Origin of the sequence: Mycolicibacterium gilvum (genome assembly GCF_900454025.1) — a bacterium.
GTDB lineage: Bacteria > Actinomycetota > Actinomycetes > Mycobacteriales > Mycobacteriaceae > Mycobacterium > Mycobacterium gilvum.
In genome coordinates, this window is the sequence record NZ_UGQM01000001.1 from 5990480 (window position 1) to 6011121 (window position 20642).

Below are 20642 nucleotides of genomic sequence, written 5' to 3' on the forward strand. Positions count from 1 at the left end.
GCACGCCCGACGTCGACCTGGTCGGACTGGGCATGACGGCGATGTCGCTGAGGCCGGGTGCCACACCGCTCGAACTGGCCGCCGAGGCAACTGGCATCGCGCTGGCCGACGCCGGACTCGGGCGCGCAGACATCGACGGCCTCCTGGTCGGCTCGTCGCAGGGCGTGCGGCCGGACCGACTGGGCGTCGGCTTCGCCGCACGAGGCGGCTTCTCGGACCTACGCCTCCTCGAACACGTCGAGATCAAGGGCGCCACCACGATTGCCATGATCCAGCGCGCGCGCCACGCGATCACCACCGGCGAGGCGACGACCGTGGTGTGCGTGTTCGCCGACGCGCCGCTGGTTGCGGGTCGCGGCGCGGGCTCGTCGTACGCGCACAGCGGCGGCAACGTCGGGGTCCGCGGGTTGGAGCGGGCCTCAGGACTGCTCGGATCGGTGCCGACGTACGCGCTGCTGGCCCAGCGGTGGCTGCACGTCACCGAAACCGATGCCGACGCATTACGCGCGGTGGCCGTCACCGCGCGAGCGTGGGCGCGCGGCAATCCCGACGCTGTAAACCGCGAACCGCTCGACGATGCCGGCTACAACGCCAGCCCGATGATCGCCGAACCACTGCGGTTGTTGGACTGTGCGCGGCCGGTGAACGGGGCGGTCGCCGTGGTGCTCACCGGTTCGGCCTCGATCGGCGATACCCGACTGCGGGTGCTCGGCACCGGCCGGGAGCATCCGGTCCGACGCCGACGCGCAGGCGCCGAATCGTGGTTCGGCGGCGGGGCGAGAGCGGTGGACGACGCGTTGGAACAGGCCGGCATGACACGCTCGGACCTCGATGTCGCCGAGCTCTATGACCCGTTCTCCATCGTCACGCTGGTGCTGCTCGAGGAATACCGGCTCACCGGTGACGTCCCGGTGGGCGCCTTCGTGAGCGAGGGTCACACCGGACCGGGCGGCACGCTGCCGACCAACACCGGCGGCGGCCAACTGTCCGGGTTCTACCTGCAAGGCATGACGCCCCTGGCCGAGGCCGTGATCCAGCTCCGCGGCGCGGGCCGGGATCGTCAGGTTCCCGACGCCACCGTGGCCTTGGTCGGCGGCATCGGAGGTCGGCTTGACCACCATGCTGCGCTGGTGTTGGAGCGTGTGGCGTGACCACCGTGGACAAGCGGCTGCTCGAGGACTGGTTGCTGGATCCAGCACTGGCACCCGATGCTGAGCTCGATGTCCTGGCGCCGCTGTACCGGGCGGCGGAACGGCACGAGCTGGCACTGCCGTTCTGCGCGGCGTGCGAGAATCCACTGGAACTCGACCAGGAAGTCTGCGACTACTGCGGGGGCACCGAACCCGACTGGCGCACAGTCGAACTACGCGGGACCGTCCACGCCGCAACTCTGATGCACCGACGCGAACCCGGGCTGGTCCATGCGCAGGCCCCCTACCCCATCGTCGACGTCGAACTGGCCAGCGGACACCGCTTGCTGATGACGTCCGCGCAGCCCGCGGACGGCGTGCCGGCCATCGGCGGAACAGTGCGCATCGGCTTCCGCCGCCTCGGCGGCGTCGCAATCCCAGCCATCGACACCTTGGAGGACGAGTGACAACACTCGAATCAGCCCCTGCCACCGACGATTTCGATGTCAATAGCGTCGTCCGTGATGACCGGGTGCACGGGTCGGTCTACACCTCGGCCGAGATCTTTCGCCGCGAAATGGCGACCATCTTCAAGACCGGCTGGGTCTACGTCGCGCACGAAAGCGAAGTAAGCGAGCCTGGCGACTACCTCACCCGGCTCATCGGCCACGAGCCAGTCGTGGTGGTGCGCGGCAAGGACGGCGTGGTGCGCGTGGCGCTCAACCGCTGCACACACCGCGCCAACAAGTTGTGCAACGCCGAGAAAGGCAATGCCAACTCGTTCCGCTGCCCCTACCACGGCTGGACCTTTACCAATACCGGTGCGCTACAAGGTGTTCCGATGCGAGAGGGCTACGGCGAGGCCTTCAACCAGGTGCGCTCCGAACTGGGCCTGGCGCAGGCGCCCCGGGTCGACAGTTACGGCGGCTTCGTCTTCGCGTCGCTGGCGCCCGACGGCGTCTCCCTGCGCGAACACCTCGGCAAGGCGACGAGCGCCATCGACCGACTGCTCAACCTGTCCCCCACCCGCGAAATCGACCTACGGGCCGGCTGGATGAAGCATCTGCACCACGCCAACTGGAAGATGGTTGTGGAGAACAACGTCGACGGTTACCACGCGCTGTTCACGCACGCCTCGGTATATGACGCGATCAAGCCGGCCAAGGTGTCCCACGTCCCGACGAAGGTCGACGTCCTGGTCCGCGACCTCGGCGACGGACACTCCGAGATCGATTACACCGACGAATACCGCAAGCTGGACGAGGAATTCATCTGGTACGGCCGAATCCCGCGGGCGAAGCTCGGCGGTTACGTCGACGCACTGGAGCAGGCATACGGACCCGAGCAGGCGCACGACGCTCTGGTGGTGGGCCCCCCGCACACCCTGATCTGGCCCAATCTGTTCCTGGCCGAGATGAACGTCATGTTCGTCGAGCCGCAGGCCCCCGACCGCACCGTCGCCTACACCACGGCCGTGTTGATCCCGGGCCAGGACGCACTGAACGAACGCACGCTGAGGCGCTCTGAAGGGGCGATGGGTCCGGCGGGGTTCCTGATCGCCGACGACGGCGAAATCGGCATGCGCAACCAGGCCGGCCTCGCCGCCGAGTTACCCGAGTGGCTGGTGCTGGCACGCGGTGTAGAGCATGACATCACCGACGACACCGGAATCATCAACCGGGACAAGAGCGCTGAGACACCGCAGCGCGGGTTCTACTCGCAGTGGGCAGCCGTGGTCGGCGGGAGGGCGTGAAATGACCCTTGACACCGAGTCACAGATGCGTCCTGTGCCGCGGCCGTTGCCGGACGCCGAGATCCTCTCGTTCCTGTACCTGGAGGCGCGGTTGGCCGACGAGGGCCGCTACTCGGAGTGGGAGGCGCTCTGGGCTGACGACGACACGGTCGTGTACCGCGTGCCCATGCATCCCGACGACGACCCGCGGACCTCGCTGGCCTACATCAACGACAATCGGCGGCGAATCAAGAGTCGGGTGGCTCAGTTGAACACGGGTAACCGGCACTCTCAGACCCCGCCGTCGGTAATGCGGCGCGTGGTCTCCAACAGCGAAGTGGTCGAGGACATTGACGGTCTGGTCACCATCGAGTCCAACTTCGCATTGTTCGAATACCGTATCCGGCAACGCTTCTGGGCCGGTCGGGTGAGCCACACCATTTGTCGGACGGCGGAGGGCCCGCGACTCGTCCGCAAGATCGTAAACCTGATTGACGCGGGCGGTCCGGTCGACACCCTGGCATTCCTGATCTGATGCTCATCGGAGACATCGCCACCAACAACGCACGTCGCTACCCGGACAAGCGCGCCCTCGTCGACGCCGACCGGGTGCACACCTGGACCCAGGTCGACGAACGAGCTCGGCGCCTGGCCGGCTACCTGGCCGGACAGGGGCTGGAACCCAGAGACCGGGTGATGGTCATCGCCCGCAACTGCATCGAATGGCCCGAGATCTCGTTCGGGTTGGCCAAGGCCGGACTGATCGCTGTGCCGGTGAACATCCGGCTCGCGCCCGACGAGGTCGCTCACGTCCGCGACGACTGCGGTGCCCGTGCGGTGATCGTGCACGCCGACCACCTGGACAAGTTCACCGGCGAACTGGCCAACCTACCTGTAGTCCTCACCATCGGCCCGGAATACGAAACCGCCTTGTGGGCAGCCGATCCCGAGCCACCGCGCCTCGCTGTCAACCCCGACGACGTCGCGGTGATCCTTTACACCAGCGGCACCACCGGTCGCGCCAAGGGTGTGATGCACACCCACCGAAGTCTGCTGTATCAGGCGGCCGACACCAATTTGGTGACCGAGGCCAACCGGTCGGACGTCATGCTGGCGACCACCCCGTTCTTCACGGCCGGGGGGATGGTGCGCACGGTGTCGTGGCTTTACCTCGGCCAGACGATGGTCATCCATCAACGGTTCGACCCGCAGGCGGTGATCGACGAGATCGAACGCAGCGCAATCACCTTCACCACGTTCATCCCCACGATGCTGCACCGTACGCTGGCAATCCTCGAGAACGGCCCACCGCGGGACATGTCGAGCCTGCGGCGGATCTCGTACGGCTCGGCACCAGTGCCGCCAGGCCTGGCCCGCAAGGCCATGGACCTGCTCGGCTGCGATCTGCAGCAGCGGTACGGGCTCACCGAATGTGGCGGGCAGGCCACGATTCTCACGCCGCAGGATCACCGCGACATCGTCGCGGGCCGGACGTCGATCGGTACGTCCTGCGGTCGAGAGACCCCGATGTGCGCGATCCGCGTCATCAACCCCGACGGGAGCGACGCCCCGATCGGCGAGGTCGGCGAACTCGTCATCGTCAGCCCGGCCAACGCCGTCGGCTATTGGAAACTGCCCGAGCAGACGGCCGAGACCTTCCGGCCGGATGGTCTCCGCACCGGCGACCTGGGCTTCCTCGACGCCGACGGCTACCTCCACATCACCGGCCGGCGCACCGACCTCATCATCTCCGGTGGCTTCAACGTCTACCCCGCTGAGATCGAGCGGGTCATCGCACAGCACTCGGGTGTTGACATGGTCGCCGTCGTCGGCGTGCCCGATGCGGACTGGGGCGAGACGCCGGTGGCGGCGGTGATACCCAAGGCCGCCGTCAACGACAACGACGCATTGGCCGCCGAACTGGCCGTACTGTGCCGCGCCGAGTTGGCCGGATACAAGCAACCCCGCCGGTTCGTGTTCTGGCGCGAGTTCCCGCTGGGTCCAGCGGGCAAGATCCTCAAGCGCGAGATAGCTAACCAGGTAAACCAGGTAGGCGATGCGGATGCGAAGATTTCGGTACCGACCGGATCCACCGAGGGGCGCCCGTGACCGAACAGACCGACCTTGCCACCATCGAATTCAGTGTCGCCGACCATGTAGCCACCATTGCGCTGAACAGGCCCAAACGGATGAACAGCTTCACCGAACAGATGGCGGACGAGCTGGCCGCGGTGTGGGCCAGGGTCCGGGACGACGACGACATCCGCGTTGCCGTGTTGCAAGCCAACGGCGACCGGGCCTTCTGCACCGGCCTCGACGTGTCCGAGGGCACGTGGTGGACGCACAAGACGATCTTCAATCAGGAAGACCCCGGCGAGGTGCTCGGCCCGAAGGCGCACCGGGTGTGGAAGCCGGTGATTGCGGCCCTGCACGGCATCGTCGCGGGCGGGGCGATGTACTTCGTCAACGAGTGCGACTTCTCCATCTGCAGCGAGACCGCCACGTTCTTCGACCCGCATGCCAACGCGGGCATCGTCTCAGCACTCGAGCCCATGGGCATGCTGGCCCTCGGTGTGCCCTACGGCGAGGTCATGCGCTGGGCTCTGCTGGGCAGCGAGGAGCGGATGTCCGCGCACACGGCGCTGCGGATCGGACTGGTCACCGAGGTGGTGCCCGATGATCAGTTGCGCTCCCGGGCTGCGGAACTGGCGGCGGAGATCGCCGCGCGACGCCCCGCGGGTATCCAAGGCACAGTCCGCGCGATGTGGGAGGCTCGCGACCTGACGCCCACTGTCGCGGCGCAACACGGGAAGTTCTACACCGATCTGGGTAACGCCGGTGCCGGTCGCACGGATTCTCGCGCCAACAAGAAGAAGCCGCGCACTCGATGAGGAGCACGCCATGACCGACACCACAACTGAGCGGCTGGTCGAGTTCGACTTGCTGATCGGCGGCGAAACAGTGACTGCTGCTTCCGGTTCCACGTACGACAGCGTCGACCCGTTCACCGGGCGCCCCTGGGCGCGGGTGCCCGACGGCGGTGCCGACGACGTCGACCGCGCCGTGGCCGCCGCCCGCGCCGCACTGGACGGCCCGTGGGGCGAGCTCACCGCGACCGCGCGTGGCAAGCTGCTGTGGCGGCTCGGCGAGGTCATCGCGCGCGAGGCGGAGCACCTGGCCGAGTTGGAGGTCCGCGACGGGGGCAAGCTGACCCGCGAGATGGTCGGCCAGATGAAGGCGCTACCGGACTACTACTTCTACTACGCCGGGCTGGCGGACAAGCTGCAGGGCGAGGTCGTGCCGGTCGACAAGCCGAACTTCCTGGTCTACACCCGCCACGAGCCGGTAGGCGTCGTCGGCGCGATCACCCCGTGGAACTCGCCGCTACTGCTGTTGACGTGGAAGCTCGCCGCAGGCCTGGCCGCCGGATGCACATTCGTGGTCAAGCCGAGTGACCACACGCCCACGTCGACCCTCGCGTTCGCAAAACTGTTCGCCGAGGCGGGCTTTCCGCCGGGCGTGATCAACGTCGTCACCGGCTGGGGTCCCGAGACCGGCGCCGCCCTGGCGTCGCATCCCGGCATCGATAAGGTCGCCTTCACCGGGTCCACCGCCACCGGCATCCACGTCGGCAAGGCCGCGATCGAGCACATGGCCCGCTTCACGTTGGAACTGGGCGGCAAGTCGGCGCAGGTGGTGTTCGACGATGCCGACCTCGACGCGGCGGCCAACGGCGTCATCGCGGGCGTCTTCGCCGCCACCGGCCAGACCTGCCTGGCAGGCTCCCGCTTGCTCGTTCACGAGAGCGTCGCCGATGCGCTGGTCGAGAAGATCGTCGCGCGTGCGGCCACGATCAAGCTGGGAGACCCGAAGGATCCGGCGACCGAGATGGGCCCGGTGTCCAACCAGCCGCAGTACGAGAAGGTGCTGTCGCACTTCGCCTCTGCCCGCGCAGAGGGCGCGACGGTAGCCTACGGCGGCGAAGCCGCCGGCGAGCTCGGCGGCTTCTTCGTGAAGCCTACGGTGCTGACCGGCGTCGATCGCTCGATGCGCGCCGTCGCCGAAGAGGTCTTCGGGCCCGTGCTCGCGGTGATGACCTTCGCCGACGAGGATGAGGCCATCGCCACCGCGAACGACACAGAGTTCGGATTGGCCGCAGGCGTGTGGACCAAAGACATTCACCGCGCGCACAGGGTGGCCGCCGAACTACGGGCAGGCACCGTATGGATCAACGCCTACCGCGTTGTCGCACCTCACGTTCCGTTCGGTGGCATTGGCTACAGCGGTATCGGCCGGGAGAACGGCATCGACGCCGTGAAGGACTTCACCGAGACCAAGGCGGTGTGGGTGGAGCTCTCCGGAGCCACCCGCGATCCGTTCACGCTCGGCTGATTCCAATACAAGGGAGAGAAGATGACAGTCGACACCAACGCCGCTAACGCGGTGCTCAACGGACTGCGCCCGTTTCCGGTCGCGGTCACCACGATCGACGGCGGCTTCGCCAACGGCCTGATGTCGTTGTCGGCGGGCTCGGCCAGCATCGTGCCCGAGCTGCCCCGCGCCACCATCAGCCTGACGAAGTACAACAAGACCCACGACATGCTGGTGAACTCCGGCATCTTCGTCATGCACATGCTGTCCGCGGGGCCCGACGAGATCGACGCGTCGATGGACATCATGATGACTCTGGGCGGCAGCTCCGGCCGTGACGGTGACAAGATCGCCAAGCTGCGCACCAAGCCCGGCGTCACCGGCGCCCCGATCCTGCTTGACGCCCACAGCTACGTGGAGTGCCGGATCACCGGGTCACTCGACAACGACGAGAACACCATCTTCGTCGGCGACGTCGTCGCGGCCGAGGTGTTCAGCTCCGCACAGCGGCTGCGCATCGGCGAGGCGTGGGGCAAGTTGCCGCATGAGTGGATCGAACAGTACGAGGCGAACCACGAGCCGCAGCTGCAGAGCGCGCGCGACCTGCGGGCGGCTGCCGCAGCACGGGTCTGATGTCCGAAGACTCCACCGGCGCTTGGGAGTTGCCGGAGGAACTGGTGATGCTGCGGGACACCGTGCGGCGGTTCATGGACTCGCACGTGCGTCCGCTCGAGGAGAAGCTCGACCACGACACTGTCGGGCTGCCGCGCGAGCAGCTCGTCGAGTTGCAGGCCAAGGCCAGGGCACTCGGGCTGTGGGCGCTGCAGACACCAGCCGAGTACGGCGGCGCAGGCCTCAGCGTGCTCGGCCAGGTGGTGGTCGCCGAGGAATCGGCGAAATGCCGAATGGGGGCGTTCTTCCCCGCGCTCGGCGCCTTCGGGGGCAACCCGCCCAACATCATGTTCAAGGCCTCGCCCGAGCAGTTCGAGAAGTACGCCAAGCCCATCGTCGAGGGCACCATGTCCAAGGCGTACACCGCGATCACCGAAGCGTCCGGTGGATCGGATCCCGCGCGGGCGATCAAGCTGAAGGCGGTCCGCGACAGAGACGGGGCTTACGTGCTCAACGGCTCGAAGATGTGGATATCGCACGCGCCGAACGCTGACTGGGGCGTGGTCTACGCTCGCACCGGAGAAGGCCGCCAAGGCATCTCGGCGTTCATCCTCGAGAAGGACACTCCTGGCGTCACGTTCAGCCGCATTCCGGTGATGGCGTCGTTCGCGCCCTACGAATTGCACTTCGACGACGTACGGCTCGACGCCGCCCAGTTGATCGGCGTTGAGGGGCAAGGCTTCAGACTGGCCAGCGACTTCCTCGTGCACGGGCGCATCGTGTACGCCGCCGGTCCGATCGGCATCGCGCAGGCTGCGTTGGACATGACCTGCCAGTGGGCGCGGGACCGAGACGTGTTCGGCGGACGACTGGCCGACAAGCAGGGTGTCCAGTGGATGCTCGTCGACAGCGAGGTCGATTTACGCGCCGCGCGACTGCTGATGTACCAGGCGGCCTGGAATGCCGACCTGGGCCGCAACGTCCGGGTCGACGCATCGGTGGCCAAGATGTACGGCACCGAGGCCGCCTACCGAGTGCTCGACCGCTGCATCCAGATTCACGGCGCACTGGGCATCTCCACCGAACTGCCGCTGGAGCGGTGGTTCCGCGATCTGAGGGTCAAGCGGCTCGGCGAGGGTGCCACCGAAGTCCAGCGCGAAGTCGTCGCCCGGTCGCTCTTAAGATAGTTATACAGTTATCTGGTTCCGGGTGGCAGAGGAGTCATGTGCGCTACAACCTGATGTTCCCGATGCGGGCAGTCAAGCACTGGAATCGTTGGTGCGAAGGTGCGTCCTTGGGCGATGTCGCACGCCTGGCAGAGGATGCCGGCTTCGACGCCTTCGCGATGTCCGAGCACCCCTACCCCGACCGGGAGTGGCTGGCGAACGGCGGCCATCACGCCTTCGACCCGTTCGTGTCGCTGAGCTTCGCCGCGGCCGCAACCACCCGGATCCGGTTGATGACCTACATCCTGGTGTCCGGCTACCGCAGCCCGTACCTCACAGCCAAGGCGGCCGCGAGCTTCGACCTGCTCTCCGGCGGCCGTTTCACCCTCGGCACCGGAGCCGGGTATCTGAAGGCCGAATTCGGCGCGCTTGGAGCCGATTTCGACCGCCGCGGCGCTCTTCTCGACGAGGCGATCGCCGCCTGGAAGGCGACGTGGGCCGGTGTCGACCACACCGGTCCGGAGTTCGGCGTCAGCGGTCACGTGGCCCTGCCGCCGCCCCTGACCGACGGCGGCCCGCCGATCTGGATCGGCGGGAACGGTGCCGCCGCGCAGCGCCGCGTCGTCGAGGTCGCCGACGGCTGGATGCCGATGGCGGCGTCCGGTGAAATGGCCGCCATCACGCGCGCGAGGCCGCTCGAGGACATCGAGACGCTGGCCGACTGGATCGCGACCGTCAACAAGCGGCGCGGTGAGCTCGGCCGCGAGGCCGCCGACGTCGCGTTCGTACCCTTCGAAGCCGACCTGCTCGCCAGCGGCGACTGCACCGCTTTCTGCGAGGCGCTGCGACCGCGGCTGGACGCATACGCCGAAGCCGGCGTCACGTGGATCACCATCGAGCCGGCGAGCAGAAGCTTCAGCGACTTCCGCACCGACATCGACCTGCTGGCGTCCCAGCTGGTCCACCGCTGAAACGGAGGCCAGCATGGCCCTGCCCGACCTCGTACTCGTCCACGGCGGCGAGCACGCCGGCGACTGCTGGGACCTCGTGATCGACGAATTACACCGTCGGACACCGGGTCTGCGCGTCCTCGCAGTGGATCTCCCCGGTCGGGGCCGCACGCCGGGAGACCTCGCGACCGCGACGATCGGTGAATGGGTGGATTCGGTGGTGGCCGACATCGACCGCGAAGGGCTCGGCGACATCGTGATCGTCGGCCACTCGATGGCCGGCGTGACCGTGCCGGGCGTCGTCGCGAAACTCGGTGCTGCACGGGTGCGGGAGATGGTGCTGGTCAGCGCGTTCGTCCCCAGACAAGGGGAGGCCATCGTGGATACGTTGGGCGGACCCTTGGCGATCTTCGCGCGATGGGCTGCTCGGGGCGGCCGACCGTTCAAGGTGCCCCGCGCAGCCGCGCAATATGCGTTCTGCAACGGCATGACAAAGGAGCAGCGTCGGCTGACCCTGTCAAAGCTGTATCGCGAATCCGCCCGCATCCCGGCCCAACCGGTGGATCGCAGCGATTTTCCCGAGGACGTGCCGAGAACCTGGGTACTGACCACGCGGGACAGGGCCCTCTCGAAGAAGTCACAGCAGGCGAGCATCGCAGCGCTCGGCGGGGTGCAGGACGTCATTCCCATCGACGCCTGCCACGACGTGATGTTCAGCCACCCGGAGCAATTGGCGGATATCCTCCTCGAGCGATGCCGACAGAGACAGTGAGGGCCACGTGACCGAGACCAGCTTCTTCGTCAAGGACGGCAACAGTTACGTGCCAACCTCTTTGGGGCGAGGTCCATGGGGCCCCTCTCTCTCAGGCAACTACATCGGCGGGTTACTCGGCCGTGCGGTCGAACGAGATGTCGACGACGTCGAGCTGCAACCGGCGCGGTTGACGGTCGACCTGCTCAGGCCGGTGGCCCTGCAACCGGTGCAGATGCAGACAACGGTTGTGCGGGACGGCCGACGCCTCCGACTGGTGGACGCGTTCATGACGCAGAACGACGTCCTGGTGGCACGGGCGAGCGGACTGTTCCTTCGCCGCAGCGAGCACACCGAGGACACGGTGTGGACGACCCCGGTCGCGATGCCCGCGATCCCGGCCGAACACGACCAAGTCGCCGGTGGGCTACCCATGCTGCTCCAGTCGTACGGACGCGATCCGGTCGCGGGCAGCCCCGGCGTCGGTGTCACCGAGTGGTGTCACGACGGACAGAAGTTCGCCTGGGCGCGGGAGACGAAACTGCTCGTGGACGACGAGCCGCTGTCTCCTTTCACTCGCGCCGTCATGGCCGCAGACATCACCAGTTCGCTGACGCATTGGGGTACTGCGGGGTTGCAGTTCATCAACGCCGACTACACCGTGACGCTAAGTCGGCTGCCCGAAGGCGTCTGGATCGGACTCGCGGCGGTGACGCACTACGGCGATGCCGGGGTCGCCACCGGTGTAGCGACGCTGTTCGACGAAACGGGACCCATCGGCAGCGGGGTGGCAACAGCGTTGGTGAATCCGGGCTTCACACCGCCGGCGTCCACGGCGTCGCCGTGACAGCCCCGGCCATCGAGCAACGTGACGACGGCAAGGTCCGCACGCTGACGTTGAATCGGCCGGATCGGCTCAACGCCTTCACCGCATCGTCCTACCAACTGCTCGCATCGATGCTCGATGACGCGGCCGCGGCCGATGACGTCGCCGTCGTCCTGCTGACGGGGGCCGGCCGGGCGTTCTGCAGCGGCGTGGACCTGAGCGCGTTGTCTGACGGTGACGACGGACCGGCCGAGTTCGGTGCTGCGTTCGACACACTGCTCGAGAACCTGCTTGCGTTCCCGAAGCCGCTGGTTGCCGCGGTCCACGGTGTCGCCGTCGGCATCGGCTTCACACTGCTGCTGCATTGCGACGTGGTGCTCGTCGCCGATGGCGCACGGTTGCGCGCACCGTTCACCCAACTCGGGACCGCACCGGAAGCCGGAAGCAGTTGGCTGCTCCCCCAGGTGGTCGGAGCGCAGCGCGCCGCGGAGCTCGTCCTCACGTCCCGATGGCTCGAGGCAAGCGAGGCCGTGGACTGGGGGTTGGCCGCGCAGTCCTGTTCGCCAGACACCCTGCACCGGAGGGCGAGTGAGCGAGCACACGAGATCGCCGCGCACGCGCCGCGGCGACCAGGGCGGCCAAGCGCCTACTCCTGCACGACCGCACCGAATCCGTTCGCGCCGCGCTGCGACGCGAACGCGGTGCGGCCACCGAACTGCTGCGGCTGCTCGGTCCGATAGCTCGGAAGAACGGCCCGTCCACCACGATGTAGCCGATGCGCACGGGCGCGACCCTCGGCCGCAGCCGCACTGGCGGACTTCGGAGCCGATGTGGTCAAGATCGAACGGTCCACCACCGCGATCCGATGCGGACCGTCATCGGTCGCGGCATGGTGGCCAGTCGCGACGGCTACGACTACCTCTTCGAGTTCACAACCGCAACAAGCGCGGTATCTGCCTGGACGTCGAAATCGACCGCGGGCGCGACGTTTTCGAACGGTTGGTGGCGAGCGGAATCTGCGCCGCCGTCCTTCAGTGGACTCGAAGGCCTCGTTCGCGTGATCGCGATCTGAGCCTTGCTAACTCGGCGATCCGCCGTCGATCAGGTAATGGCACCTTCGATCTTCAGATCGATGAGGTCGAAGTCTTCCATGCCGAGTTCCCGCAGCACCTCATCGGTGTGCTCGGCGAACAAGGGTGCGCGGATGAGTTCGGCGGACGCGTCGTCGAACTTCACAGGATTGGCAACCAGCCGTTGCCTATTGCCCTGCGCGTCTTCGACGGCTGCGATCCGCCCGTTGGCGAGCATCGACTCGTCGTTGGCGACCTCCCAGGCGTCCTGCACCGGCGCCCACTGCCCGCCGAGCAGATCCAACAACCTCGTGCAGTCGTCGAAGGTGCGCGCGCCGATCGCGTCGGCCAGTAGAGCGGTGGCCTCATCGGCATTGGCAGCCAAGGACTCCGACGTCTCGAACCGTTCGTCGTCGGCCGCCTTCCGCAGGCCCAACAACCGGCACAGCGGAGCCCAGTAGCGGGTGGGCTGCAGCATCGACAACTGGATGAACCGGCCGTCGGAGCATCGGTAGGCGCCGGTGAGTGGGTTGCCCAGCGCCTGAGTACGGTGGTCGATCTTGGGCAGCGGACAGCCGTACAACATGGCCAGGTTCACGTTGGACTGATTGGCCCACGCCCCCACCGCCAGAAGCGATACGTCGACGACCGAGGTCTCGCCCGTCGCCTGCCTCCCGTACAGCGCCGCTGCCACCGCACCCGCGATGGTGATGCCGCCGATGTTGTCGCCGAACGCGCCCGCGGGCATGCCCACGGGGACCTCGGATTCGGCCGCTGTGACACCGTCGGCATTACCTGCGCGTGCCCAGAACGCCGTGGAATCGTATGCGCCGTTGTCACGATCGGGCCCCTCGCTCCCGAACCCGCTACCCGCGACGTAGATGATCGACGGATTGATCCGACGGATCTCGTCGAGATCGATTCGCAGTTTCGCGCGCGCTTGTGGTAGGTGGTTGGTCAGAAACACGTCGCTGCGCCGGACGAGTTCCTCGAACACCGGACGCGATTGATTGAGCGCCAACGACAATCCGACGCTGCGCTTACCGCGGTTGGGCGCCTCCACCATCGGCGAGAACGAAACGCCGGTGGCGGTGGCGGAGCGGCCTGCGACCGTGACCAGTCCCCGCTGCGCATCCCCGGTCACCGGGTTCTCGACCTTGATGACGTCCGCACCCCAGTCGGCGAGCACCGCGCCGGCGGACGGCACGAACGTGAACTGCGCGACCTCCAGCACCCGCACGCCGGTCATCGGTTTACGCATCTACCCACATCCGTCCCCACGCGGTCCGGTATCTCCCGGACCTCGATCAAGTCGCAAGGCCTACATAGATTACTAGGTAAGCAATGTCACGCATTCGTGTTTTTACGCAACCCTCGCCGACAGGCGGCTCACCTCGGACCACATATTTGAGATTTTGTGGTCTGGGGCACAGATTAAGAGCTAATGTGGTCCGAGTCAAGGTTGTTCATCGAGGGGGTTTGCGAAGATGGCAGGCGTGTCAACGCGCGCGAGTTCGGGCCGAGTCGCGTCCTGGGGCGCCGATGCGCCGGTTGGCGAGGAGCAGGCCAGGGAGCGACTGCTGGACGCGGCGGAGGCCTGTTTTGTCGACTTCGGGCCCGGCCGCACCCGGATGAGCGACATCGCCAAGCGGGCCGGCGTGCATCGTCGAACGGTGTACGACTACTTCCCCACGAAAGACGCGCTCGTGGCCGCATCCTTCGTGCGGGCGATCAGCGCAGTGCTCGAGGCTTCAGAATCCTGTTGGCAGACGGATGAACCTTTTCTGGATCAACTGTGCAATGCGATGTTGATCGGACTGCGGGCCGCACGGGACTCGCCCACAATGTCGCTACTGATCGGTGCCGACGACCTCGGACGAACGTTTCGGGCCGCCGAGGGCTCCGAAGTCTGGAGCGACCGTCTTGCGAAGGCACTCGGCGGCCGCCTCCAAATAGCCATCGCGGCGGGTGAGGTCCGCGACGATCTCACTGCCGAGACCATGGCCCACTGGGTGACCCGCATTGCATTCAGCCTCGCCGCCGAACCCGGCAGAAGCGAGGACGGAGGCGACGCCGGCCTGATTCGAGCATTCGTCCCCGCCTGCCTCGCACCGCGACGAATCGGAACGCCCCTAGACAGGGCGAACTGTCCGACCTGAAGTAGACACGATTGTCAGAATCGCATCCCACTGACCATCTCGACTCACATCAGCGGACAGTCAAAGCTGACTATTGTCAGAACGTAGGGACACAGAAGCCGATTGCCTGAAAGTGACACACATGCCAGAATCTGCGGTGACAGACATTGACGAGCAGCCGACTCGGCTGTAGGAGTGCCACATGAGTACGGATCTGACCGAAGAAGAGACGATGCTCGTCGAAACAGTGCGCGCCTTCGTCGACCGCGACGTCCGACCGACGGTGCGCGAGGTGGAGCACGCGAACGAGTATCCCGAGGCGTGGATCGATCAGATGAAGCGCATCGGCATCTTCGGTCTCGCCGTTCCCGAGGAGTACGGCGGCACGCCCGTCTCGATGCCCTGCTACGTCGAGGTGACGCAGGAACTGGCGCGCGGCTGGATGAGCCTGGCAGGCGCGATGGGCGGGCACACCGTGGTCGCCAAGCTGCTCACGCTGTTCGGTACCGAGGAGCAGAAGCAGAAGTATCTGCCCACGATGGCAACGGGCGAGTTGCGCGCCACCATGGCGCTGACCGAACCGGGCGGTGGCTCGGACCTGCAGAACATGACGACCACCGCGCTCGCAGCGGACCGGGACGGCGAGGAACTCGTGATCAACGGCGCCAAGACGTGGATCAGCAATGCGCGACGCTCCGGACTGATCGCGCTCCTGTGTAAGACCGACCCCAGTGCCACACCTCGTCATCAAGGCATTTCGGTGATTCTGGTGGAACCCGGCCGGGGTCTGACGGTGTCGCGGGATCTACCCAAGCTGGGCTACAAGGGCGTCGAATCCTGCGAACTGTCATTCGACGACTGTCGCGTGCCGGCTTCGGCGATCCTCGGCGGAGTGGTGGGCCAAGGTTTCGCACAGATGATGAAAGGCCTTGAGACGGGCCGCATTCAGGTGGCGTCGCGCGCATTGGGAGTGGCAACAGCGGCGCTGGCCGACGGGCTGCGCTACGCCCAGGAGCGGGAGAGCTTCGGCAAGCCGATCTGGAAGCATCAGGCGATCGGCAACTATCTCGCGGACATGGCCACCAAACTCACAGCGGCGCGGCAACTCACCCTGTACGCCGCCCGACGCTACGACAGCGGCGAGCGGGCGGACATGGAAGCGGGCATGGCGAAACTCTTTGCCTCGGAGGTGGCGATGGAGATCGCGTTGAACGCCGTCCGGATCCACGGGGGCTACGGCTACTCCACGGAGTACGACGTCGAACGCTACTTCAGGGATGCACCACTGATGATCGTCGGAGAGGGCACCAACGAGATTCAGCGCAACGTCATCGCCGCCCAACTGGTCGCCCGCGGCGGCATCTGAAACGCGATAGGAGACGCGCCGTGGCGTACGTGATCACTCAGAACTGTTGCAAGGATGCCAGTTGCGTGCCAGTGTGCCCGGTCGACTGCATTCGTCCGGTTGGCGCCGCCGGTCAATTCACCGGCGCCGAAATGCTCTACATCGATCCGGAGGCGTGCATCGACTGCGGTGCCTGCCTGGAGGAATGCCCGGTCGACGCGATCCACTACGATGAGGACCTGCCGCCGGAACTCGAACGCTTCCGCGACATCAACGCGGCATACTTCGAGCGTCACCCCTTGGAACCCAGTGCACCTGCGCAGCCCCGCCGTGGCGACCAGGTCCGGCCGGGGACTCTCCGGGTCGCGATCGTCGGCGCCGGGCCTGCCGCGTGCTACGCCGCGACCGCTCTGATGGAGGTCGACGGTGTCGAGGTCGATCTCTTCGAGCGGCTCCCCACGCCCTTCGGCTTGATCCGTGCGGGCGTGGCCCCTGACCACCAACACACCAAGGCGGTCGCCCAGGTCTTCGAGCACGCCCTGGGAAACAAGCGCTTACGCTGTCACCTCAACGTCGAGGTCGGCGCCGACGTGACTCATGACGATCTGCTCGCTCACCACCACGCGGTCGTCTACGCGGTCGGCGCTTCCCGCAGCCGGGATCTCGGCATTCCCGGCGAGGACTTGCCGGGAAACCACTCCGCGGTGGACTTCGTCGGGTGGTACAACGGCCATCCGGACCACGCGCATCACAAGTTCGACCTGTCCGGCGAGCGAGCGGTCATCATCGGCAACGGCAACGTCGCGCTCGACGCAGCCAGGGTGCTGCTCCTGGACAACACGCAGCTCGCGAAGACCGATATCGCAGCACATGCACTGGATGCGCTGTCGCACAGTCAGATCCGCGAGGTGGTCATCCTCGGGCGGCGCGGACCCCGTGATGCCGCGTTCTCCGCCGGTGAGTTCCTCGCCCTCGGCCATCTGTCCGGGGTGGACGTGGTGATCACCGACGACGAGCTGACGGCGAGCTCGACCGACGACGTCGAGACCGAACTCAAACTTCGACTCGCCCGCGAGTACGCCGACAAGCCGACCACGCCCGAAAACAAGCGCATCGTCTTCCGCTTCCTGGCCTCGCCCTCGGAGGTCGTCGGTTCCGACCGCGCCGAAAGCCTGCGCATCGTGTCCAACAGCGTCGACGAGACAGGCGCGTTGGTGACCGGCGATCCCTCCAACGGCACCGAACTGATCGAGACCTCTCTGATCCTGCGGTCCATCGGATATCACGGATCGCCGATCGACGGATTGCCTTACGACGCAACCAAGGGCGTCACGCCGAACGATCACGGTAGGGTCATCGACGATGACGGTCAGCCCTTGACCGGGGTGTACGTGACGGGATGGATCAAGCGGGGTCCGCGGGGCGTCATCGGCACCAACCGCACATGTGCAGAAGAGACTGTGGCTGCACTCCTCGACGACTACGCAGCCGGCCATCTCTCGCGACGTGTCGCCGATCGCAACGCCGTACTCCAATTGCTCGCCGAACGCGGGTCGAGCCCCATAGCCTGGAGCGGTTGGAAGGCCATCGACGCGGCCGAGCGGCGGCGTGGGGCCGAGCAGTCACGGCCACGGGTGAAGTTCGTCGACGTCGCCGAGCTGGTCGCCAGTGCAAGGGCTTGAGGTCGACCTCCTGCGGAATGCCAGACCGTTGGCTCGGGTCATATTCAAGCCATTGAACACGTTGTAGGTCATCGCATAATTCGGCACCTACTGACTCCGATCAGTCGGCGACCCCGCTGCCCCTCGTCGCCGAGCGCCTGAGGTCCCAAAGACTGATGTCGAACTCGTTCTCTACCGAGCGAACGACGGTGTCGCACTGATCACCGTCAACGACCCGGACCGGAGAAGCGCGGTCACCGACGCCATGTCGGCGCAGTTGCGCTCGGCGGTGGAACGCGCCGAGGCCGACGAGACCGTCCACGCCGTCGTCGTCACCGGCGCGGGCAAGGCCTTCTGTGCCGGTGCCGACCTCAGCGCGCTCGGCGAAGCAGCAGAGGAGGGACTGCCGGAGCTCTACGACGGATTCATGGCTCTCGCCAACTGCTCCCTGCCCACCATTGCGGCGGTCAACGAGGCCGCGGTCGGGGCCAGGCTCAACCTTGCGCTGGCCGCTGACGTCGAACTCGGCTCGCGTTGTGTTGCCCTCCTCCAACAGTTTTCGGCGATCCTGTTGATCGCCGATGACATGTCCGTTGAAGCGGGTGGCGTATTCGCATAGATGCCGACGGTGGTCGCCGTATCCGAATGCGAAGTGGCGCGACCTATCCCACGTGACTTCGTAGTCGTGCGGCTTGTTCTGCTGGGGACGGAGCACCCCCAGGCGGAGGCGAGATCGCTCGAACGCCGCGTCGGTGAGCGTGCCGCGAAAGTTCCGGCGGTCTGCTCCGGAACGGTGGTCATCACGGACTCCCCGTCGAGTTGGTGCGGATCGCATCGGCGAGCACGCCCGGCGCATCGAGCATGACGAACGCCGAGCAGTCCGGGATCTCGATCAGAGTGGCGTTCGGGAATGCGTCGCGCAGGCGCGCGGCGTGGGCGAGCGGGAAGAGGTCGTCATCGGTGCCCCACGGCAGGGTGACGGGCTTCTCGAAGGCCTCGATCGCCGATGCGGCACGGAGCGTCAGCGCCGGATCCAGCGATGCGGTGACCGTGACGGCGTCGCGGCGGGCGGCCGCGCTAGTGGCGAATGCTCCGAACACCTCACGCTGGCGGTCCTTCGCTGGCCGGGTGTGGCAGACGACCTTGAGGAAGAAGGCCCGTCCCGGTCCAGTGGCCAACAGTCGCACGACTGCTCCGCCCAGTGCAGAACTGAACCGGCACAGCTTCACGATCTGCGCGAACGATCCCGGCGGAAAGTGTTCGTAGCTATCGCAATTGGTCAACACCAGTCGAGCGATGCGGGACGTGTCCAGGGTGGTGTCGCCTAGCGCGGCCAGCACGAGGCCGCCGCCGGTGTCGTTGGCGACGAGGGTGACGTCAGTCAGGTCGAGCGCCTCCATGAAGTGCACGATGCGGCGGGCAGCCGCCTCGGCTCCGAGGTCGGCGCCGGCGGTCGACGCGCTGTGCGCACCCAGCGGCCACGTCGGGGTGATGCAGCGTAACCCGTCACCGAGCTCGGCCACAACGTCGTTCCACACCGCGCCCGTCACGTAGACGCCGTGCACGAACAGGACAGTCGGCCCGCTCCCGGTATCCGCATACTCGACGTCCAGTCCATCGACACGCGCTCGCTCTATGGTCATTCCCGCTCCCGTCTCTCAGCGCCCGTGGAATTCCGGTGGTCGCCGCTCCCGGAAGGCGCGAACGCCCTCCCGGAGGTCGGCAGTGTCGATCAGAGCGAGCCGGTCATAGTCCGAGGTCGCGGCCGATGATGTCCTTCATGATCTCGGTCGTACCGCCGAAGATCGTCATAATCCGGTTGTCCATGTAGTCGCGTGCGACCCGGTACTCCGTCATGTAGCCGTAGCCGCCGTGCAACTGCACGCAGCCGTCGATGACTTTCTTAGCCGTCTCGGTGCACCACCATTTCGCCTTCGACGCCTCGACCGCGGTCAAGTCACCGTCGACGACGGCCTGCAGGCACCGGTCGATGTACTGCTCCCCGATCTCGAGTTCGGTGTCCATCTCGGCCAACAGGAATCGGTTGTGCTGGAAGCTGCCGATCGGCTGCCCGAAGGCCCTCCGGTCCTTGGCGTACTGCAGCGTCTGGCGCCAGGTTTCACGGGCTCCCGCGATGGCCGAGATGGCGATCGACAGCCGCTCGGACGGCAGGTTGTGCATCAGGTGATAGAAGCCGCCCCCCTCCTTGCCGAGCAGATTGGCCGACGGCACCCGGACATTGTCGAAGTGCAGTTCCGCGGTGTCCTGGTAATGCAGACCCATCTTCTCGAGCTTGCGGCCGCGGGTGAAGCCCTCCATGCCGTCCTCGATCACCAGCAGAGTGAAGCCCTTGTGCCCCGCCTCGGGATCGGTGCGGCACACCGTGACGACCAGGTCGCAGTTGATGCCGGAGGAGATGAACGTCTTGGAACCGTTGACAATCCAGTCGTCTCCGTCGCGCACCGCGGAGGTGCGGATGCCCGCCAGGTCGCTGCCGGCTCCGGGTTCTGTCATGGCGACGGCAACGATCAGTTCGCCGCTTATGATGCCGGGGAGCCAGCGCTTCTTCTGCTCGTCGTTGCTCAACGACGAGAAGTACGGGCCGACTACATCGTTCTGCAGGCTCAGCGCAGGTGCCGGTCCACCGTAGCGGGCGATCTCCTCGTCGATGACGGCATTGAACCTGAAGTCGTCGACGCCACCACCGCCGTACTCTTCGGGCATGTTGAACCCGATCAATCCGTACTTGCCCGCGGCAACCCACGCCGACCGGTCCACCAGCCGGTCAGCTTCCCACCGCTCGGCGTTGGGCACTAGCTCCTGCTCGATGAACTGCCGAACCGTATCGCGGAAGACCTCGTGGTCGGCTTCCAGGACCAATCGCTTCATG

20 protein-coding genes and 1 pseudogene are annotated in these 20642 nt (G+C 66.4%); 18 read left to right on the forward strand and 3 right to left on the reverse strand.

Annotated elements, in window-relative coordinates; translation table 11 throughout:
• The first annotated feature begins 32 nt into the window (after positions 1–32).
• The 14 genes from DYE23_RS28295 (at position 33) to DYE23_RS28360 (ending at position 12610) form a co-directional block, all read left to right on the forward strand.
• Positions 33–1151 (forward strand): thiolase family protein, encoded by a 1119-nt coding sequence (locus DYE23_RS28295; RefSeq protein WP_115329148.1) that lies wholly within the window; start codon positions 33–35, stop codon positions 1149–1151.
• Positions 1148–1597: a Zn-ribbon domain-containing OB-fold protein gene (locus DYE23_RS28300; protein ID WP_069412422.1), complete on the forward strand. Its 450-nt coding sequence runs from the start codon at positions 1148–1150 to the stop codon at positions 1595–1597. Before DYE23_RS28295 ends, DYE23_RS28300 begins: the two co-directional genes overlap by 4 nt.
• The gene (locus DYE23_RS28305) at positions 1594–2883 is read left to right on the forward strand and encodes an aromatic ring-hydroxylating oxygenase subunit alpha (RefSeq protein WP_172527860.1); all 1290 of its coding nucleotides are present in this window, start codon (positions 1594–1596) and stop codon (positions 2881–2883) included. The genes DYE23_RS28300 and DYE23_RS28305 overlap by 4 nt, the downstream gene beginning before the upstream one ends.
• A gap of 1 nt (position 2884) precedes the next feature.
• Positions 2885–3397 carry an aromatic-ring-hydroxylating dioxygenase subunit beta gene (locus tag DYE23_RS28310; protein WP_115328735.1) on the forward strand — a complete coding sequence of 171 codons (513 nt, stop codon included), beginning with the start codon at positions 2885–2887 and terminating at the stop codon, positions 3395–3397.
• The gene (locus DYE23_RS28315; RefSeq protein WP_172527861.1) at positions 3397–4971 is read left to right on the forward strand and encodes a class I adenylate-forming enzyme family protein; all 1575 of its coding nucleotides are present in this window, start codon (positions 3397–3399) and stop codon (positions 4969–4971) included. Before DYE23_RS28310 ends, DYE23_RS28315 begins: the two co-directional genes overlap by 1 nt.
• Positions 4968–5753: an enoyl-CoA hydratase/isomerase family protein gene (locus DYE23_RS28320; RefSeq protein ID WP_115328737.1), complete on the forward strand. Its 786-nt coding sequence runs from the start codon at positions 4968–4970 to the stop codon at positions 5751–5753. Before DYE23_RS28315 ends, DYE23_RS28320 begins: the two co-directional genes overlap by 4 nt.
• Positions 5754–5763: 10 nt before the next feature.
• Positions 5764–7254, forward strand: a complete 1491-nt coding sequence (locus DYE23_RS28325; protein ID WP_115328738.1) for an aldehyde dehydrogenase — start codon at positions 5764–5766, stop codon at positions 7252–7254.
• 21 nt (positions 7255–7275) lie between these two features.
• Complete coding sequence (locus tag DYE23_RS28330) at positions 7276–7866, forward strand: flavin reductase family protein (protein ID WP_115328739.1); 591 nt, start codon at positions 7276–7278, stop codon at positions 7864–7866.
• A complete protein-coding gene (locus tag DYE23_RS28335; RefSeq protein ID WP_115328740.1) occupies positions 7866–9032 on the forward strand; it encodes an acyl-CoA dehydrogenase family protein in 1167 nt (388 codons plus the stop codon). The genes DYE23_RS28330 and DYE23_RS28335 overlap by 1 nt, the downstream gene beginning before the upstream one ends.
• A 53-nt stretch (positions 9033–9085) precedes the next feature.
• Positions 9086–9982 (forward strand): LLM class F420-dependent oxidoreductase, encoded by an 897-nt coding sequence (locus DYE23_RS28340; RefSeq protein ID WP_172527957.1) that lies wholly within the window; start codon positions 9086–9088, stop codon positions 9980–9982.
• 13 nt (positions 9983–9995) lie between these two features.
• Positions 9996–10733 (forward strand): alpha/beta fold hydrolase, encoded by a 738-nt coding sequence (locus tag DYE23_RS28345; protein WP_115328742.1) that lies wholly within the window; start codon positions 9996–9998, stop codon positions 10731–10733.
• A gap of 7 nt (positions 10734–10740) precedes the next feature.
• Complete coding sequence (locus DYE23_RS28350; protein ID WP_115328743.1) at positions 10741–11559, forward strand: thioesterase family protein; 819 nt, start codon at positions 10741–10743, stop codon at positions 11557–11559.
• On the forward strand, positions 11556–12278 hold the full coding sequence (locus DYE23_RS28355) for an enoyl-CoA hydratase/isomerase family protein (RefSeq protein WP_235660524.1): 723 nt from the start codon (positions 11556–11558) through the stop codon (positions 12276–12278). Before DYE23_RS28350 ends, DYE23_RS28355 begins: the two co-directional genes overlap by 4 nt.
• Positions 12279–12403: 125 nt before the next feature.
• Positions 12404–12610 (forward strand): hypothetical protein, encoded by a 207-nt coding sequence (locus DYE23_RS28360; RefSeq protein ID WP_115328744.1) that lies wholly within the window; start codon positions 12404–12406, stop codon positions 12608–12610.
• 29 nt (positions 12611–12639) lie between these two features.
• Here the strand turns inward: DYE23_RS28360 and DYE23_RS28365 are convergent, their stop codons facing one another.
• Positions 12640–13869, reverse strand: a complete 1230-nt coding sequence (locus DYE23_RS28365) for a CaiB/BaiF CoA transferase family protein (RefSeq protein WP_115328745.1) — start codon at positions 13867–13869, stop codon at positions 12640–12642.
• Between the two features lie 226 nt (positions 13870–14095).
• Here DYE23_RS28365 and DYE23_RS28370 point away from each other — a divergent pair, with 226 nt between their 5' ends.
• From DYE23_RS28370 to DYE23_RS28385, 4 genes and pseudogenes are all read left to right on the forward strand, one after another.
• Complete coding sequence (locus DYE23_RS28370; protein ID WP_115328746.1) at positions 14096–14767, forward strand: TetR/AcrR family transcriptional regulator; 672 nt, start codon at positions 14096–14098, stop codon at positions 14765–14767.
• A gap of 181 nt (positions 14768–14948) precedes the next feature.
• On the forward strand, positions 14949–16112 hold the full coding sequence (locus DYE23_RS28375; RefSeq protein WP_115328747.1) for an acyl-CoA dehydrogenase family protein: 1164 nt from the start codon (positions 14949–14951) through the stop codon (positions 16110–16112).
• A 20-nt stretch (positions 16113–16132) separates the two neighbouring features.
• Positions 16133–17773: an FAD-dependent oxidoreductase gene (locus DYE23_RS28380; RefSeq protein WP_115328748.1), complete on the forward strand. Its 1641-nt coding sequence runs from the start codon at positions 16133–16135 to the stop codon at positions 17771–17773.
• A gap of 160 nt (positions 17774–17933) precedes the next feature.
• Positions 17934–18320, forward strand: a pseudogene (locus DYE23_RS28385) (enoyl-CoA hydratase-related protein); the annotation flags it as partial.
• Between the two features lie 232 nt (positions 18321–18552).
• Here the strand turns inward: DYE23_RS28385 and DYE23_RS28395 are convergent.
• Both DYE23_RS28395 and DYE23_RS28405 read right to left on the reverse strand, forming a co-directional pair.
• Complete coding sequence (locus tag DYE23_RS28395; protein ID WP_115329150.1) at positions 18553–19365, reverse strand: alpha/beta fold hydrolase; 813 nt, start codon at positions 19363–19365, stop codon at positions 18553–18555.
• 133 nt (positions 19366–19498) lie between these two features.
• A complete protein-coding gene (locus DYE23_RS28405; RefSeq protein WP_115328750.1) occupies positions 19499–20641 on the reverse strand; it encodes an acyl-CoA dehydrogenase family protein in 1143 nt (380 codons plus the stop codon).
• Position 20642 lies beyond the last annotated feature (1 nt).

Bases quoted from the DNA above. Each gene is read 5' to 3' on its own strand.
- DYE23_RS28295 (WP_115329148.1), top strand. From the start codon at position 33: ATGACGGCGATGTCGCTGAGGCCGGGTGCCACACCGCTCGAACTGGCC.
- DYE23_RS28370 (WP_115328746.1), top strand. From the start codon at position 14,096: ATGGCAGGCGTGTCAACGCGCGCGAGTTCGGGCCGAGTCGCGTCCTGG.
- DYE23_RS28315 (WP_172527861.1), top strand. From the start codon at position 3,397: ATGCTCATCGGAGACATCGCCACCAACAACGCACGTCGCTACCCGGAC.
- DYE23_RS28405 (WP_115328750.1), bottom strand. From the start codon at position 20,641: ATGAAGCGATTGGTCCTGGAAGCCGACCACGAGGTCTTCCGCGATACG.
- DYE23_RS28340 (WP_172527957.1), top strand. From the start codon at position 9,086: ATGTTCCCGATGCGGGCAGTCAAGCACTGGAATCGTTGGTGCGAAGGT.
- DYE23_RS28375 (WP_115328747.1), top strand. From the start codon at position 14,949: ATGAGTACGGATCTGACCGAAGAAGAGACGATGCTCGTCGAAACAGTG.
- DYE23_RS28335 (WP_115328740.1), top strand. From the start codon at position 7,866: ATGTCCGAAGACTCCACCGGCGCTTGGGAGTTGCCGGAGGAACTGGTG.
- DYE23_RS28360 (WP_115328744.1), top strand. From the start codon at position 12,404: ATGCGGACCGTCATCGGTCGCGGCATGGTGGCCAGTCGCGACGGCTAC.
- DYE23_RS28365 (WP_115328745.1), bottom strand. From the start codon at position 13,869: ATGCGTAAACCGATGACCGGCGTGCGGGTGCTGGAGGTCGCGCAGTTC.
- DYE23_RS28345 (WP_115328742.1), top strand. From the start codon at position 9,996: ATGGCCCTGCCCGACCTCGTACTCGTCCACGGCGGCGAGCACGCCGGC.
- DYE23_RS28310 (WP_115328735.1), top strand. From the start codon at position 2,885: ATGACCCTTGACACCGAGTCACAGATGCGTCCTGTGCCGCGGCCGTTG.
- DYE23_RS28325 (WP_115328738.1), top strand. From the start codon at position 5,764: ATGACCGACACCACAACTGAGCGGCTGGTCGAGTTCGACTTGCTGATC.
- DYE23_RS28330 (WP_115328739.1), top strand. From the start codon at position 7,276: ATGACAGTCGACACCAACGCCGCTAACGCGGTGCTCAACGGACTGCGC.